This window comes from Methanofollis aquaemaris (genome assembly GCF_017357525.1).
In the GTDB taxonomy this organism is placed as follows: Archaea; Halobacteriota; Methanomicrobia; order Methanomicrobiales; family Methanofollaceae; genus Methanofollis; species Methanofollis aquaemaris.
In genome coordinates this window covers 134901-150551 of record NZ_CP036172.1, presented here as the reverse complement: position 1 = coordinate 150551, position 15651 = coordinate 134901, and the positions used below count along the sequence as shown (strand labels likewise).

18 protein-coding genes and 1 tRNA gene are annotated in these 15651 nt (G+C 57.9%); 2 read left to right on the top strand and 17 right to left on the bottom strand.

Annotated elements, in window-relative coordinates; translation table 11 throughout:
* Nucleotides 1-34: 34 nt before the first annotated feature.
* Nucleotides 35-265: a Fic family protein gene (locus RJ40_RS13005; RefSeq protein ID WP_394357392.1), complete on the bottom strand. Its 231-nt coding sequence runs from the start codon at nucleotides 263-265 to the stop codon at nucleotides 35-37.
* A complete protein-coding gene (locus RJ40_RS00725) occupies nucleotides 231-446 on the bottom strand; it encodes a hypothetical protein (RefSeq protein ID WP_265581430.1) in 216 nt (71 codons plus the stop codon). Before RJ40_RS00725 ends, RJ40_RS13005 begins: the two co-directional genes overlap by 35 nt.
* Before the next feature lie 97 nt (nucleotides 447-543).
* Between RJ40_RS00725 and RJ40_RS00720 the strand changes: the two genes are divergently transcribed.
* Complete coding sequence (locus tag RJ40_RS00720) at nucleotides 544-789, top strand: hypothetical protein (RefSeq protein ID WP_265581429.1); 246 nt, start codon at nucleotides 544-546, stop codon at nucleotides 787-789.
* A gap of 89 nt (nucleotides 790-878) precedes the next feature.
* Here the strand turns inward: RJ40_RS00720 and RJ40_RS00715 are convergent, their stop codons facing one another.
* From RJ40_RS00715 to RJ40_RS00705, 3 genes are all read right to left on the bottom strand, one after another.
* Nucleotides 879-2327 carry a Fic family protein gene (locus RJ40_RS00715; RefSeq protein WP_265581427.1) on the bottom strand — a complete coding sequence of 483 codons (1449 nt, stop codon included), beginning with the start codon at nucleotides 2325-2327 and terminating at the stop codon, nucleotides 879-881.
* Complete coding sequence (locus RJ40_RS00710) at nucleotides 2324-2962, bottom strand: DUF4062 domain-containing protein (protein WP_265581426.1); 639 nt, start codon at nucleotides 2960-2962, stop codon at nucleotides 2324-2326. Before RJ40_RS00710 ends, RJ40_RS00715 begins: the two co-directional genes overlap by 4 nt.
* 449 nt (nucleotides 2963-3411) lie before the next feature.
* Nucleotides 3412-3792, bottom strand: coding sequence for a Fic family protein (locus RJ40_RS00705; protein WP_265581425.1), 381 nt, complete (start codon nucleotides 3790-3792; stop codon nucleotides 3412-3414).
* Nucleotides 3793-4405: 613 nt separating this feature from the next.
* Between RJ40_RS00705 and RJ40_RS00700 the strand changes: the two genes are divergently transcribed.
* Nucleotides 4406-5158: a hypothetical protein gene (locus RJ40_RS00700; RefSeq protein WP_265581424.1), complete on the top strand. Its 753-nt coding sequence runs from the start codon at nucleotides 4406-4408 to the stop codon at nucleotides 5156-5158.
* A 655-nt stretch (nucleotides 5159-5813) separates the two neighbouring features.
* On the opposite strand, the gene RJ40_RS00695 is transcribed toward RJ40_RS00700, so the two are convergent.
* The 12 genes from RJ40_RS00695 to RJ40_RS00640 all read right to left on the bottom strand — a co-directional run bounded on the left by RJ40_RS00695 (nucleotide 5814) and on the right by RJ40_RS00640 (nucleotide 15650).
* Entirely contained in the window at nucleotides 5814-6140 is a 327-nt protein-coding gene (locus tag RJ40_RS00695; protein ID WP_265581423.1) for an MFS transporter, read from the bottom strand.
* Nucleotides 6141-6206: 66 nt separating this feature from the next.
* Nucleotides 6207-6316 (bottom strand) — tRNA-Met (locus tag RJ40_RS00690).
* Between the two features lie 70 nt (nucleotides 6317-6386).
* Entirely contained in the window at nucleotides 6387-7865 is a 1479-nt protein-coding gene (locus RJ40_RS00685) for an acetyl-CoA carboxylase biotin carboxylase subunit (protein ID WP_265581422.1), read from the bottom strand.
* Nucleotides 7866-7891: 26 nt separating this feature from the next.
* Nucleotides 7892-9634: a sodium-extruding oxaloacetate decarboxylase subunit alpha gene (gene oadA, locus RJ40_RS00680; RefSeq protein WP_265581421.1), complete on the bottom strand. Its 1743-nt coding sequence runs from the start codon at nucleotides 9632-9634 to the stop codon at nucleotides 7892-7894.
* Between the two features lie 54 nt (nucleotides 9635-9688).
* Entirely contained in the window at nucleotides 9689-10333 is a 645-nt protein-coding gene (locus RJ40_RS00675; RefSeq protein WP_265581420.1) for a hypothetical protein, read from the bottom strand.
* The gene (locus RJ40_RS00670; RefSeq protein WP_265581419.1) at nucleotides 10315-11013 is read right to left on the bottom strand and encodes an ATP-binding cassette domain-containing protein; all 699 of its coding nucleotides are present in this window, start codon (nucleotides 11011-11013) and stop codon (nucleotides 10315-10317) included. The genes RJ40_RS00675 and RJ40_RS00670 overlap by 19 nt, the downstream gene beginning before the upstream one ends.
* On the bottom strand, nucleotides 10997-11680 hold the full coding sequence (locus RJ40_RS00665) for an ATP-binding cassette domain-containing protein (protein WP_265581418.1): 684 nt from the start codon (nucleotides 11678-11680) through the stop codon (nucleotides 10997-10999). The genes RJ40_RS00670 and RJ40_RS00665 overlap by 17 nt, the downstream gene beginning before the upstream one ends.
* Nucleotides 11677-12186 (bottom strand): biotin transporter BioY, encoded by a 510-nt coding sequence (locus tag RJ40_RS00660; protein ID WP_265581417.1) that lies wholly within the window; start codon nucleotides 12184-12186, stop codon nucleotides 11677-11679. The genes RJ40_RS00665 and RJ40_RS00660 overlap by 4 nt, the downstream gene beginning before the upstream one ends.
* Before the next feature lie 10 nt (nucleotides 12187-12196).
* Nucleotides 12197-13177 (bottom strand): biotin--[acetyl-CoA-carboxylase] ligase, encoded by a 981-nt coding sequence (locus RJ40_RS00655; protein WP_265581416.1) that lies wholly within the window; start codon nucleotides 13175-13177, stop codon nucleotides 12197-12199.
* Nucleotides 13178-13182: 5 nt separating this feature from the next.
* On the bottom strand, nucleotides 13183-13605 hold the full coding sequence (locus RJ40_RS00650) for a DUF2111 domain-containing protein (protein ID WP_265581415.1): 423 nt from the start codon (nucleotides 13603-13605) through the stop codon (nucleotides 13183-13185).
* Between the two features lie 30 nt (nucleotides 13606-13635).
* Nucleotides 13636-14220, bottom strand: a complete 585-nt coding sequence (locus tag RJ40_RS00645; RefSeq protein WP_265581414.1) for a type 1 glutamine amidotransferase family protein — start codon at nucleotides 14218-14220, stop codon at nucleotides 13636-13638.
* Nucleotides 14217-15650 (bottom strand): RtcB family protein, encoded by a 1434-nt coding sequence (locus RJ40_RS00640; RefSeq protein WP_322743907.1) that lies wholly within the window; start codon nucleotides 15648-15650, stop codon nucleotides 14217-14219. The genes RJ40_RS00645 and RJ40_RS00640 overlap by 4 nt, the downstream gene beginning before the upstream one ends.
* Nucleotide 15651: the final 1 nt, after the last annotated feature.

The following is a 15651-nucleotide window of genomic DNA, read 5'->3' as shown; positions in this document are numbered from 1 at the left end:
ATGGCGAACCACTCATTTTACACATTTTAGTCGTTCATTCGTAGTTCGGGATGGGGGAGAAAAGGGCGGATTTCAGGAAGATACATCCGTCCGTGTCGAATTGCCCTCGTTCGCGGGAAATACTCGCGTGATCACCCTCCGTGGCCCGGTATCTCTGTTTGCCGCTTCCTGGTTTCTCGGGGATGGTCATCTTGACAGGGCCGGCATCGAGCAGGGGCCTGAGGATCTGGTCACTGGACCTGGTGCGGTTTTTCCCTGCCGACAACGGTGAGGAGTTCGATCATGGACTTCTCTGTCATGCACGCACGCAGGATCTCGACACTCTCCTGATCAAGGTCCATCCTGGTCCCGCCCTGCTCTGGCCTCCACAGCACCTGAACAAACTGCCCGCCCTCCTGCCTGAACATCGGCGAAGAGAGGCCCGCCCGCTCGCATAGATCGATCATATCGAGGGTGCCGGTGCCGGCTTTCTCGATGTATCGGGCCAGAAAGAGTGGCTCTGCAAGGAGGGCAACGGATTCAGTTCACAAGGGGGTTACGTTGATGAAAATTGGGTGGTTTACCATGAAAAACTTTTCATGCGGTATGCTTGAGGCGTGCGTTCGCTTCATGCCTGATTCTACACAGCCCTCCATGCGTTTCTTCCCGGCCCAATCACAATTTCAGTGTCCGGTGGAAATGAGCGTCAGCGAGTTCGAGAAGACGAAAGTCTTCGAGGAACCCCCGGCGCGATTGAAAGAAGAAGGCGATGAATGTAGGTTCACCCTGCGAAGAGGTGAGAGGGTTTGACCCTATCATCTCTCTTTATCTTCTGTGGAGGAGGGGCAGGAGAGTTTTGGGATGGCTCCGATCTCGATCAAGAACTGGTCGGGCAGCATTCATGAACGATCTTCTCCTATCAGAGCACGTCCTTTCTCAGTGAGGCGATATTTCTGCCTGCTGCTCTTAGGTTTGGCCGGGATCGTCATTTCAATCAGATTGTCGTGGATTGCTGGCAGCAGATAGGTTTTCCTGAAGTGTTCATTGTCTTTCAGACCGAGAATATCCTGGAGGTTCTTCCGAGACATCTCTCCTTCAAAGACCCTGAGCATCCGTATGACTTCCGGGGTGACTTCCGGGGTGACTTCCGGGGTGACTTCCGGGGTGACTTCCGGGGTGACTTCCGGGGCATAGAAAGTAAGAGTGACCCCGCGGTCATCCTCCGACCACCGCGGCAGAGGTAAACCGTTTTCATCACAGGCCTTCCTGATCATCACGCTCCCACGGCCCATCTTCTCCATCAACCCCCGCAGATAAAGTACATGGGCAATGTCAGGGTTACGCAGCACCGAGATGTGACCGGTCGATAGGTCATCAGGGGTTACCCCTTCAGGGAATGTACCGGAGTTCCAGATCTCCAGGCGGTCGGGATAGATGGAAACAGCAATCCCTCCGGAAAAATTACTATAGTCCCGGTGGACGAAGGCGTTCACCAACCCCTCCCTGATCGCCGCCACCGGATAGAGGGAGTCGTCCCGGCGTTCCAGATTGCCTTTCCCAAAACGCGATATTGTGGGAGTGTTTCGTTGAATAAAACGGAATACATTCTCTAAAACCGGGACCAGAGGCCCCTCAAAGGACTTCATATCTCTGTAGGTGTCGTCGGTCCTGTCTGCCGTAAAACAGGCGGCACGTACCCTGACCTGGGGGTTACGCATCGCGGGATTGGTTCCAAAGAGTACATCGCCGCCATTGGTCAGGCGGCCATATCGGCACACTGCAAGGTCTTCAAGAACCATGACCGTATTGTCACCATCTCGAAACTGAAATCGAGAAGACTTATTCACGGCATGGATCGCGGAACGAATTTCATCTCCGTCCAGATCGATTTTCATGTCGGCGGAAGAAAAACGCCGTTCCCATCTCTCTGGTTCAACCTGTTTGCGGAGCACCATGTCGCGGATCGTTTCGACATCTGCTCTTCGGGTGGTCTGACCTTCATGAAGATAAATCACATTCTCAAATGCGTACGGCAGATCCTTGCCGGCCGGCACCTCGACAACCAGCAAGGTCTCCTCTTCAACTCTATATACCTGAACAGAAACCAGCGCCGTAGGAGAAAGACCATGTAACAGTCCACGTTCAAGATCCCTCGCCGCATTCTCGGCGTCATCGATGCCGATAATGTTCCCCTTATCGTCCACCCCACATACAATAGACCCCCCGGACGTATTGAGAAAACCACAGACTGTTGTGCCGATGTGTTCTAGATCCAGGCACCGGGATAAAACCTCAATGCTCTGGTCATCTCCAAGCAGCAGAACCTCTCTGATATTCTCTATTTTCATGGATGCTCCCCCTTATCATAGATGATTTGAGAAATACGTGCACTGTCACGTAAGTTTTCATGCACGAACGCCTCGACTTCCTGATAGCGAGAGAACTGTGCCATGGCAAAAAGAGCAGCGTCATCATCGGAACGAAATTTTTGAACCCAGTTGCCCTGCCGGTCTTGCAGGGGTTTCTGGGAGAGAATGGCTTCTTCATACATGTCGATGACACGGAGATCATCCAGGATCTGATTTTTTCTCAGTGAAAGTTGTCTTCGACCGTCCTCTCCGTTATACCCGAGATGGTTCAGGAGCGATCTGGCAAAAACCACATTATCATGGGCTAGAAGCCAACGGGGCTTGTTAAGTTCAATGGCTTTTCTCAGTTCCTGATGAGTGATGGAGAGTCCGTCCTCATCTTTCCCGCTGCCGTAATGAGGAGTGATCAGCCCGAGAAAGAGGTCGCAGTTCGTTACCCCCGCGATGCAGTTATCAAAAGCGGAACGGTTTGAAAAGACCGGCATGGTTCCCTTGTGCGACATCCAGACTTCATAACCGAATGCCGTTAAGAGTGTGTATATCCGGTCCAGGAGTTCCTCAATGCCATAGACCGTGGATGAAACCATGACCGTGAGTTTTTTACTGCTCTCCATCTTTCCTCCGCTGAATCCAGAGTTCCTCTGATAGACTCCTTTTTGAGAAAACCTCAATCATTTCGATCGATTGAATCATTCAGACACATCGAGAATCCATCCAGAAGGAGGCTTGCTTCTTCCGGGGGGGCCATCACAGATTCGATATTGATATGAGTGACGACGGGAGACTGATATTATTGCCCACAGATCTTTTCACCGGTTGTAGCGTGTCACCTGAATCATCCTGGGTGTCATCACACATCCAATATATTTCCTGGCGGGGAGACTCCGGACCTGATCTCGCAGGCGACCTCATCGACAGTATTGATGAAATGAATCTTGTTCTGTCTTTTCTTAGACCTGTCGGTTTGACGGATGGCACCATATCACATCGAGCATATCCCAGAAGTATCCGGCGCCTGAACAATCCTCTGGATTGAAACAGATTTATCCGGGAATTCGTTCATTCATGAACGATCTTCTCCGATCAGAACATGTCCTTTCTCCGTGGCCCGGCATCTCTGTTTGCCGCTTCCTGGTTTCTCGGGGATGGTCATCTCGACAAGTCCGGCATCGAGCAGGGGCCTGAGAACTTGGTCCCTGAACCTGGTGCGGTTTGTCCTGCCGGCAACGGTGAGGAGTTCGACCATGGGCTTCTCTGTCATGCACGCACGCAGGATCTCGACACTTTCTGGATCAAGGTCTATCTTGGTCCCAGCTTGGTCCCATCCTGGTCCCGCCCTGGTCCCGCCCTGCTCCGGCCTCCACAGCACCTGAACAAACTGCAGGAGGAGGAAGGCAGACCGATCAACAAAGGCCGCCTCAACGGAAGGTGAACGAAAGAGCATGTCCCCGATGTGGCCATTCTGAGAAAAAATTTAAAGTTTTTTTATTCGGTTTTCTTTTTTGGTTGAATGATAGAGGTGTCAATATTTCCGATACACCTTACTTCGGTGCCCCACCTCGATACCATGGATGACCATCACTTTATCCAGATGCGAGGGACACCAACTCTTCACCGACCTTGAGGGCATATTCTTTCGGGATGTGTTTGATGCTCCGTCTGGCCGTCGCTGAGAAGAGGACACGATAATTCAGATTTTTTTGAAAAAAGAGGGGTTAATGGAAATCCTCTATAGTGTGGGGATATTGATTTTTTAACGCAGGATAACTAAGACATCTTTGAAATTGATTCTCACGCCCGATTAACTCTTTTTGTTGAAGCGATCTCGGTATGCAACGCCATATTTCTTTATATCTCAATTCTCATTTCCATATTCTGGAAAGTAAATTACAACATCGATTTCTTTGAAGTAGATTTTTGATGACACAATGTGTTTATATGTACTCGATTAATAATTTTATTTTTGCATGAAAAAATGATGGCTCTAATTATTGCTAAATTACGCACGGGATATCCTGACCTATATTTTATTTACTCCAAAATTTAAATCATGTTTTATGGCCTCATCGAATAAAGAATTGGAAGATTTTCTTCTTTCCCAGGCGCTTGAATTACACCAGCGGCCTCGAGTGATAATTGAATTTACTAAAAACGTTGGGGCAGATAAAATAATCAATGATATCGAACATTTTCCACATTTTTTCGTTCTAGGCAGTATAATGAACCAACAAATCGTATTTCAGCGTGGCTGGATTATCCCATATTTTATATCAGAGTTGTTGAATGGAAAGGATTTTGAATCTTTTTTGAAACTAGATCTCGCTACTACGAAATCTATTTTCCATGAACATTCCTTACACCATTTTAATGATAAAATGGCTTTTGCTTTCCACGCTGCGATACAAAAAATCCATTTTGAATATGATAATGACGCATCCAACATTTGGACGTGGGACGAGCCTGACTGTAAGACGGTCATTAGAAGATTCCAGGAATTTCATAGAGTGGGACAGAAGATTTCTACGATGGCGGTAAACGTACTCGTCCGGGATTTCAAATTACCGCTACCGAATCATCGTGCTATTGATGTTTCTGGTGATGTGCATATTGAACGTGTTTTCAAGAGAATGGGTTTGGCTCCAAGGGATGCAAAAATCAAGGAGATCATTGAAATCGCCCAGAAAATATATCCCGAATATCCTGGATTTTATGATTCTGTTTGCTGGGAAATTGGGAATGGGTGGTGTAAACCAAGTAATCCCGACTGCGAACAATGCCCATTAAATGGAAAATGCCCGAAAATTATATGATAACGATCTCGCTGAAATCATAGAATATAAAATCTTGGATATCTTGAAAAATTCAAATGCAAATAACTACGTTACCCACTTTGGATCTCTAAATCCTTCTTCAATCGAGCGATAAGATCTTTATAATCTACGCTTTCAATAATTTCTTTCATTGAATTTTCGGTAGTGCCCCAGGCAATAACTGATAACAAAAAAAACTCTCTCTGTGCGAGTTTCTGCTATGAATACAAGTCACTGCTCGACGGAATTAGGTCCGATTTTCTGAAATAGATTTTCAGTTCTATTCTGGGGCACTACCGAGTCCTGTGCCATGTGAATGTATGAGACTTAAGATCCGGTCACGAAGGTGTCCATGGGTTCGAATCCCACTCCTCGCACTATTTCTCCGATTTTACCGGACAGTCTTTCTCACATTCGCGGAATTTTTTTGGTAAAAAATTCTCCGGGGGAGCCTAGGCCTTACTCTCTCCAGTATCCAGTTGAAACGCACGCGTCCCATCTGTGAGCAGAGACATGAGCGGCGATTCTCAATCTCCCCGGACCTCACCATAGATTATATTGATGGCTGACTCCTCACGATTTCACTCTTCCACAGTTCCGTCTTTCTTCGACGGATACCCGACCGTGGCGAACAGAACCGTCGCAAGAAAGACAATTAGGTGAACGTTGCAAGCGTTGCCGTCAGACCGAAATGGTCGGTGATCACGCCGGGGATCGAACCGCCGATCCCGCCCGCACCCATGGCGATCCCCATGAAATGTCCCAAGATCAGGCCGATCTGTGTTGGCACGAGCTCATGAACCATGGAGATCGTGGCCGCGAAGGACGACCAGAGGAGGAAGCCGAACAGAAGAATCGACAAGATGAGCATGGGGTCGTGCGTGAAAAGGATGCCAGCAAATGCAGGTGCCTCTCGACGAGGAGACGCTGGCGCGGTCGATGGCGCGACATCGGTCACCATGAAAATACGAGTCAGTTGCACGATGAGCACCCGTAGGAGTGACAGGATACTCTTGCACAATAAAAAGATCCATAATTGACTTCAAGATGCTGCGAGGGGGATCCGAACCCCCGACCTCCAGATATCTCAGATCTGGGCGCTCCGTGACACTCTAAACCCTATGAGTCTGGCGCCCTAACCAACTAGGCCACCGCAGCATGAGTGTTTGCACCTAAGTGCATTATAACAAGGACGGACGGACTAATAAAGGTTATTGTGGGGCGAGGCCTATCCCCGCCGCCGCTGGTTGACGTAGACATTGACCGCGGCCGAAATCGCCGCCATCTCTTTCCCCTGGCGCAACGACGCCGCCAGCGTCTGCATGCGTGTCTCCTCCTCACGCAGCGAGCGGCTGAGCGCCTGGGCAATATGCTCCTCCTTGAGGAAATGGGTATGAGTATTGCCCTGCACGAACTCGCGGTTGTGCATGATCGCATGGTGGAGAGGGAGAGTCGTCTTCACGCCCAGGATGACATACTCGTAGATCGCCCGGCGCATCCGCTCGATCGCTTCCATCCTCGTCTGCCCCCAGGCGCAGAGTTTGGAGATCATCGAGTCGTAGTTCGGCGGGATCGCATAGCCCATATGGATCCCCGAGTCCACCCTGATCCCCGGCCCGCCCGGCGAGCGGTACCGCACGATCTTGCCGGGGTCTGCCATGAAGTTGTTGAGCGGGTCCTCCGCATTGATCCGGCACTCGATCGCGTGCCCGCGGATACTGACATCCTCCTGGCCGAAGGGGAGGTCGAGCCCGGCCGCGACCGCCAGCTGCTGCTTGACGAGATCGATGCCGGTGATCATCTCGGTGATCGTGTGCTCGACCTGGAGACGGGTGTTCATCTCCATGAAATAATACTCGCCGTCGGCGTACAGGAACTCCACCGTCCCCGCGTTCTTGTAGCCCGAAGTCTTGGCGACCGTCACCGCCGAGGCGGACATCCGCTCGCGGAGTTCATCGGTCATGATGGGGCTGGGCGCCTCCTCGACGAGTTTCTGGTGGCGGCGCTGGATCGAACACTCGCGATCGTACAGGTGGAGCGTGTTGCCGTACCGGTCGGCGAGCACCTGGAACTCGATGTGACGCGGCTTGACCAGGTACTTCTCGATGAAGACCGTCGGATCGCCGAAGGCCGACTCCGCGATCTTCATGCTCCCCTTGATCGCCTCCTCGAGTTCTGCCGGCGAGTTGACGATGTGCATCCCGATCCCACCGCCGCCAGCGCTCGCCTTGACGATGACCGGGTACCCGATCTCTTCGGCGACCTTTGCGGCCTCGTCCAGACTTTTCACCCCGCCCTCGGTCCCCGGAAGAACCGGGACGCCGGCCGCCTTCATCGCCTGCTTGCTCTCGATCTTCGAGCCCATCATCTCGATGGTCTTCCAGGACGGCCCGATGAAGGTGAGCCCCTCCTCCTCGACGCGTCGCGCGAACGTCGCATTCTCGGCCAGGAACCCATAGCCCGGATGGACCGCCTCGGCCCCCGACATCTTTGCGATCTCGAGGATCCGCTCCATATTCAGGTAACTCTTCTGGGGCGGCGCCTCGCCGACGAAGAACGCCTCGTCGGCGTACTTCACATGGAGGGCATTCTTGTCCGGCGTCGAGTAGACCGCCACCGTCTCGATCCCGAGTTCGCGGCACCCCCGCATCACCCGGATCGCGATCTCGCCCCTGTTCGCGATGAGTACCTTCTCAAAATACCTCATACAACCTCACGAGATGATGGGGCGGTCTACTCGACCACCATGAGCACGTCGCCGTTCTGGACGACATCGCCGACGTCCACGAAGATCTCGGCGACCTTTCCGTCTGCAGCGGCGTAGATGGGGTTCTCCATCTTCATCGCCTCCAGGACCAGGAGGACGTCGCCCTTCTTCACCTTTGCACCGACACTCGCCCGCACCTCAAGGACCATGCCCTGCATGTTGGACTTGACCCCGCCAGCGATCTCGCCTCTCGGGATCTCTTTGCCGACGGCAGGGACGGCCGTCTCGACCGCGCTCCCCTCGACCGAGAGGATCCGCACCGAGAAGACCTCGCCGTCGACCTCGACCTCCATGAAGCCCGGCACCTCGGCCGCCGCCTGGACTGCCTGGACCGCTTCGGGGATGGGCTCGGGTTTGCGCTCGCCCTTGAGGAACGAGGGCGCGATCGCCGGGTACAGGATGTAGGTGAGGACATCCTCCTCCTTCCTGACCAGCCCGTCCTTTTCGGCCTGCTCGCGCATCTTCTCGTAGGCAGGCTCCAGCAGGTCGGCCGGCCTCACGGTGATCACCTCTTCGTCGCCGATGATCCTGACCCTGATCTCCCCGGAGATCGCGGCGGGCGGCCGCCCGTACAGCCCCCTGACATAGTCCTTGACCTCCTTGGTCACGTTGGAGTAGCGCTCTGCTCCCATCAGGACGTTGAGGACCGCCTGCGTCCCCACGATCTGGCTCGTCGGGGTGACCAGGGGAGGGTAACCGAGATCTTCGCGCACCCGCGGGATCTCGGCGAGCACCTCGTCGAGACGGTTGAGGGCGTCCTGCTCCTTGAGCTGGGAGACCAGGTTCGAGATCATTCCGCCGGGCAACTGGTAGACGAGCACGTCGCTGTCCACCCGCTCTGAGATGGGGTCGAGGAGCCCGCCGTACTTCTCCCTGAGCCCGAGGCAGAGATCTCTTGCAGCTCTGAGCGCATGGAGATCGATCCCGGTATCGCGCGTCGTGCCCTTGAGGGAGGCCACCACGCTCTCGGTCGGGGGCTGAGAGGTGCCGAGGGCGAAGGGCGACATCGCCGTGTCCAGGATATCGACCCCGGCCTCAATGGCCGCCTGGTAACTCATCGAGGCGATCCCGCTCGTCGAGTGCGAGTGGAGACAGATCGGGATGTCGACCCGTTCCTTGATCCCGGAGATGAGGCTGCGGGTCGCCTCGGGCATGATCAGCCCGGCCATGTCCTTGATACAGATCGAGTCACAGTCATGGGCCGCCAGTTCCTCGGCCATCTCGATGAACTTCGCAGTGGTATGCACCGGACTCGTCGTGTACGAGATCGTGCCCTGGAGATGGGCGCCCTGCGCCTTCACCGAGGCGAAGGCCTTCTCCATATTTCTGATATCGTTGAGGGCGTCGAAGACCCTGAAGATATCAACGCCGTTTTTGTACGCCGCGTCGACGAATTTCTCGACGACGTCGTCGGGATAGTGCCGGTAGCCTACCAGGTTCTGCCCCCGCAGCAGCATCTGGATCGGGGTCTTTGCGAGCTCTGCTTTCAGGTCCCTGAGCCGTTCCCAGGGGTCGTCGTTAAGGAACCTGATACCGCTGTCAAAGGTCGCACCACCCCATGCTTCAAGGGAGAAGAATCCCACATCGTCCATCTTGCGGGCCAGAGGGAGCATGTCCTCGGTCCTCATTCTGGTGGCGATGAGCGATTGATGGGCATCCCTGAGCGTTGTATCGGTAATATATACTCGTGTAGGGTTGGCTGCACTCATCTGAATACCTCGGGGCTCTCAAACATCCATAAGCCTCTCAATTTTTCATCATGATCATATAAATACATCACCAAGGGGAACAAATGAGAGAATAAAGACCATACAGGCGAGAGCTGCGGCGCCGTACCCGGCCGCATCAGGCCTGAACTCAGGACAGATCGAGCCCCCGCCCCGGTATCCCCTCACAGCAAGCAGAGCGGCACGTTCGGTCGAGCGCCGCATCTGTGCGTGGAGGACCGTGAGGGCAAAGGGGACCAGCGCCCGGAAACCCCAGGTTTTTCCCTTCAATTGGAGGGCCATCTTTGTCCTGGCGATGTCGGTCTCCAGGGAGGCGAGGGCCTCCACGCCCATCTCACCGGCAAGTCCGAGGTCAAAACCCGGGCCGCGGCCGAAGAGTGCGGTCCCGACCGCGAGGAGTTCGCCGGGCTCCCGCTCGCGGTATGCCCAGAAGGCGACGAGAAATACTGCAAAAAGCCTGAAGAAATACGAGATCCCGTCTCCCCCGGTGAACTCCGTCACCAGGGCGGTGAGCCCGAGGGTGAGGAGGATCATCCCGACCGTCCGCGGGGAGGGGAGGGAGGCGGTCCGTCTGCTGAAGGCAAGCCACCAGAGATAGACGAGGGCCGCACCCGCGACCGAGTGGAAGGCCGCAATGGAGAGGACGAAGGTGCAGAGAAGTCTCAGTCGCGCGTCCTGCATCGTGCCTCCATGGCGTCTCTGAAGGTGATGTTCTCGGGTGCGTCCCCGCGCGCACGCGCCTCTTTGAGATACTGCGGGGCGTGCCGCCAGCGCGCGAGCGCTTCGGGCACCGCCCCGAGGTCGAGCACCTGTCCCTCCTCGACCTCCCAGAGATGGTCGACCGCGGGGAGCACCTGGCGTTCGTGGGTGAAGATGATGGTGATCCCGCCGCGCCGCGTTTCGAGGGCGCGACAGAGCCGGTGTTTCTGGATGCAGTCCAGGGAACTGAAGGGCTCGTCGAGGACCAGAAGATCGTACTCACCGGCGAGGAGGGAAGCGAGGTGGAGACGTTTCAGTTCGCCCCGCGAGAGGGCGAAGGGATCGTCGTCCAGGCGGTCGGTAAGCCCGACCCCGGCGGCGACCCCGGCGGCGTCGACACCGTACGATCTGATCTCGGCCCTGACCGTCGCCCCGGTCACATGGTATTCGGGGTTCTGGAAGGAGAGGGTGAGACGCTCCACCTCGTCCCGGCGCACCCTGCCGGAGAGGGGATCGAGGAGTCCGGCAAGGAGGAGGGCAAGCGTGGTCTTCCCGCTCCCGACCCGGCCGGTGACGAAGTGGAGACCCGGGCAAAAGGTGCCGGTGCACGAGAGGGTGAACTCTCCTCTCGTAAAGCGCACGTCTTCACAGACAACCTGCATCGCGCATCCTCCGTGAGTACGGGTAGAAGCAGGTTTCCTTCAACGCCGAAAAGACCTGGTCGGGAGGGCCGGCATGCCGCACCTTTCCCCCCTGGAGATAGAGGACCATGTCGGCGGAGGCCGCCGTCTCCATATCCTGGGTACACCTGACAGAGTACCGGGCGCCCGACGCGGCGAGCGCCTCGCCGACCTTCCCGACGGTCTCGGCGTCGAGGTGCGAGTCGAACTCGTCGAGGACCAGGAGTTCGGGCCGGGAGGAGAGGGCGGTCGCAAGGGCGACGAGGGCGCGCTCTCCCCCGGAGAGTTCCCTGAAGGTGCGGGGGAGGAGAGACTCGATCCCGACGAGGGCCGCGGCCTCGTCGACCCGTCGCGCCACCTCGGCGCACGGGAGATGAGCAAACCGCGAGGGCCCGGCCACCTCGTCGTAGACCCTGGTGAAAAGAAGACTCTGGTCGGGAAACTCAGCAACCCACCCGACCTCCACCCCCCGCGGCGGCCGATCGTCGACCGAGATCGTTCCGGCCGCGGGAAGCGCAAGGCCGGCGAGGAGGGAGAGGAGGGTCGACTTGCCGCTGCCGTTTTGGCCGATGACCGCCGTATATCCTTCCTCCAGAGTGAGGAAGGGGATGGAGAGGATCTGATGCCTGAGACCGGTGATCGTGATCATGCCAACCGTCTGGCCACCAGGTAAGCGGCCGCCGCCTTCACCGCGTCGCCGGGGAGGAAGAGGAGCATGCCGCCGACGACCGCCGCCCAGGCACTCATGCCGGTCGAGAGGGCGAGCCATGGGATGCCGAAGAGATAGATGACCCCGGTGGCCAGGGCCAGACCCGCGACCCGCACCTTCTCGGAGGCATGCTCGTAGGCGAGGCCCGCGACCAGCGCCGCCCCGATGAAGCCGAGGATATATCCCCCGGTCGGGCCGAGGAGAACACCCAGGCCCGCGGTCCCGTTGTGGAAGATCGGGAGGCCGAGCACCCCGAGGACGAGGTACAGCGTCGCCGGCACCACCGCCCAGCGCTTCATCACCGCCCCTGAGAGGAGGACGAAGAAGGTCTGGAGCGTGATGGGGACCGGAAAGAAGGGGAAAGAGATCCACGAACCCGCCGCGATGAGGGCGATGAACCCGGCGGACTCTGCGATAATCCTGGAACGACGTTCGTCTCCGTACATCTGTGGACCTCTAGAGATGTGCGATGTCGCCGGCCACGACCTTCTCGACCCGTCCGTTGTCGCGCCTGATGATCAGAGCGCCATGCTGATCGATATCGATGGCGACCCCCTCGAAGGTCTTTCGCATCGTCCGGATCGAGACCCGCGTATCAAGGGTCAGCGAGAGACTCTTCCACTCCCTGATGATCGGATCGAACTCGCCGCTCTCGAGGATCCGGTACCTGCTCTCGAACTCGCGCATGATCACGGCGAGGAGCGAGGCGCGGTCGACCTCGTGCCCGAGTTCGGCCGAGATCGAGGTGACCATCCGCTGCAGTTCGGGCGAGAGTTCGTCGAGGTCCACGTTGGCGTCGATGCCCAGGCCCAGGAGACAGTAGTGCACCTCATCGCCCTCGCTGGAGAGCTCGAGGATGAGGCCGGCGACTTTCTTGTCCCCGATATATACGTCGTTGGGCCATTTGATCAGGGCCCCGAGATCATATTTTCTCCGGATCGCCCGTGCCACCGCGACCGAGGCGGCCATCATGATCATCGGGAGGGAGTCGATGGGGAGGGCCGGCGTGAGGATCACGCTCGCCCAGATCCCGCCCTTCGGCGAAGCCCAGGCGCGGCCGAGCCGACCGAACCCGCCGGTCTGTTCCCCGGCGATGACCATCGTCCCGTGGAGGGAGGCCGCGTCCTGCTCGGCGCAGAGTTTCTTCGCCGCCCAGTTCGTGGAGGTGGTGCTCTCATAATAGACGATCTCTTTGCCGATGACCGTGGTCTTGAGCACCTTTTTGATCGCCTCCGGGGTGAGGGCGTCGCCGACCCTGACCAGGTGATATCCTGAATCGATGGATGACTCTATATCGTACCCCGCCTCTCTCAGGTCTTTGATTTGTCTGGTGACCGAGGAGATGGGGATCCCGAGTTCCTTGCCGAGCGCCTCGGGCGTGACCGGACCCTCGGCGGCCTCAAGTGTCGTAAGAACTTTTCTGGTTAGTTCATTCATGGCCATTACCTTTTCGCAGCGACAGATTCTGTCGGGAGTGGACAGGGATCTTTTCCACAGACCTGCTGCAGGATCGCAGACTGATGCTCCATGAGCGTGGCAAGGTCGAAGATGCCGGTGATATCGACGACGCCGATGGCGCCGATCGCCGTGCCGGTGCCGTCCCGCACCGGGGCGACGACGACCGGCACCCCCCGGTACGGGCCGGACCGAGGAACAGTTTTCTTCAGTTCGTTCCCCTGGATCGCGGCTTCGAGCACCGGACCGGTATACCGGTCGTCGAGCACTTTCTTATCCTCGACCCGCAGGCCCGGAACGTCTCTGGAACGCGCCGTGACCGGGAGCCCGCCGAGGAGATGGTGGAGCGCCATCACCATCGGCAGGAGGTCGTCGGACGTGGACGAGGCAGAGATGATATACTGGTCCATGGTCCCACCAGTACACTCCATTACGTTCTTCTAGAATAAGGTTTCTCTTTCCGCGGTGCAGAAAGTGCCCATAAATTTTGCAGACGGATATTCGTGGGTGCTGGTGACCAGGATCTCACCGTCGCCGATGTCCTTTCTGATGATCACCGCCTGGCCCTCAGGGGTCCCGGCGACGACCTCCCCCTCGTGCGCGGGGAAGAACCCGTCGGTCTCGACGGCGGCGAGGTCGTAGCCATCGAGGATCGGGGCATACCGCTCTTCGCCGTCGGCGAAGCCCAGGCTCCTCTGCCCGAACTCGAATCTGTACTCCACCTCGAAGGGGAGCCAGTCGTAGGCACCCGGCCGTTCGTCGGCGGCACCGAAGACGAGGAGCCGGCCGCCGTTCTCGACGAACCGCTCGATCCTGCCCGAGGCCGCCCGCAGTCCCGGCAGAAGTCGGGAGTAGGCCTGGTTCGCAAACCCGGTCGGGATGACCAGGGCCACGTACCGGCCGCGGAAGAAGGGGGCGGCGATGAGGTGCTGGGTGAGGTGCTCGCAGCAGATCCCGCAGCACTCGTCGACGTACCGGTTGAAGGTGCCGGGCTGGTCCCAGAGGACGGCCGCCTTCGTCGTCATCCTTTGATCACTCCGAGGGGACGGAGACGAACGACCGGCATGGAGAGGCCGGCGCGGGTGACGGTGTCGACGACCTTGTCGCTCTCCTTGTACGCTGCCGGGGCCTCTTCGGCGATCGAAGCGTCGCTGGTCGCCCTGACATAGATCCCCCGTCCCAGAAGGGCCTCTCTCACTTCTTTGCCTGGCATCGATTTCTTCGCCGCGGTACGGCTCATCACCCGACCGGCGCCGTGGCAGGTGCTCCCGAAGGTCCGCTCCATCGCGGTGCCGGTGCCGTGGAGGACATAGGAGAAACTGCCCATGCTCCCCGGAATGATCACCGGCTGGCCGACCGCCCGGTAGTCCTGCGGCACCTCGACGCGTCCCGGCCCGAAGGCCCTGGTCGCCCCTTTGCGGTGGACATAGAGAGTCTCCCGTCTCCCGTCGGTATCGTGCACCTCGCGCTTGGCGACATTGTGGGCGACATCATAGACGAGGGGCATCTCCTCGTACTCGATCCCGAAGAGCCTGGAGAAGACCTTCCTCACCTCGTGGGTGATCACCTGCCGGTTCACCCAGGCATAGTTGGCCGCGGCGGCCATCGCCCCGAAGTACGCCTCGCCCTCAGGCGAGTGAACCGGGGCGCAGGCAAGTTGCCGGTCAGGGATCTCGATCCCATATCTCCTGGTCGCCGACTCAAGCACCCGCAGGTGGTCGGTGCAGACCTGGTGGCCCAGGCCCCTGGAGCCGCAGTGGATCATGCAGCAGACCTGCCCCTCTTCGAGGCCGTAGACCGCGGCGACTCCGGGGTCGAAGACTTTGTCGACGGCCTGGACTTCGAGGAAGTGGTTGCCCGCGCCGAGGGTGCCGGCCTGGGGCATGCCGCGTTTTCTGGCCCGCTTGCTCACCGGCACCGCGTCGGCACCCTGCATCTGGCCGTTCTCTTCGCAGTGAACGGCGTCGGCCTCGATACCGTAGCCCTCTCGCACGGCCCAGGGCACGCCCTCGACCAGCATCTCCTCGAGCCCGCGGGCCGAGAGGCGCATCCTGCTCTCGGCGCCGACGCCGGTGGGCACTGTCCTGAAGAGTTCTTCGACCAGCGCACGCATCTGCGTGAGGTCTTCGACCCGCAACGGCGTGGCAAGGAGACGGACACCGCAGTTGATGTCGTAGCCGACGCCGCCCGGCGATATGATCCCGGTCTCTTCCCGGAACGCCGCAACGCCCCCGATCGGGAAGCCGTATCCCGAGTGGATGTCAGGCATGGCAAGTGCGTGCCTGACGATCCCCGGCAGGGTGGCGACATTTGCCAACTGGTGGACGGCACCTTCCTCCAGCGATTCTTCAAGGTCTTCGGAGAGGAAGAACCTGGCCGGTACCCGCATCCCGGGCACGTACCCGACCGGCACCTCCCACTCCACCTCATCGATCTTCTTCATCCCCTCAAGCATC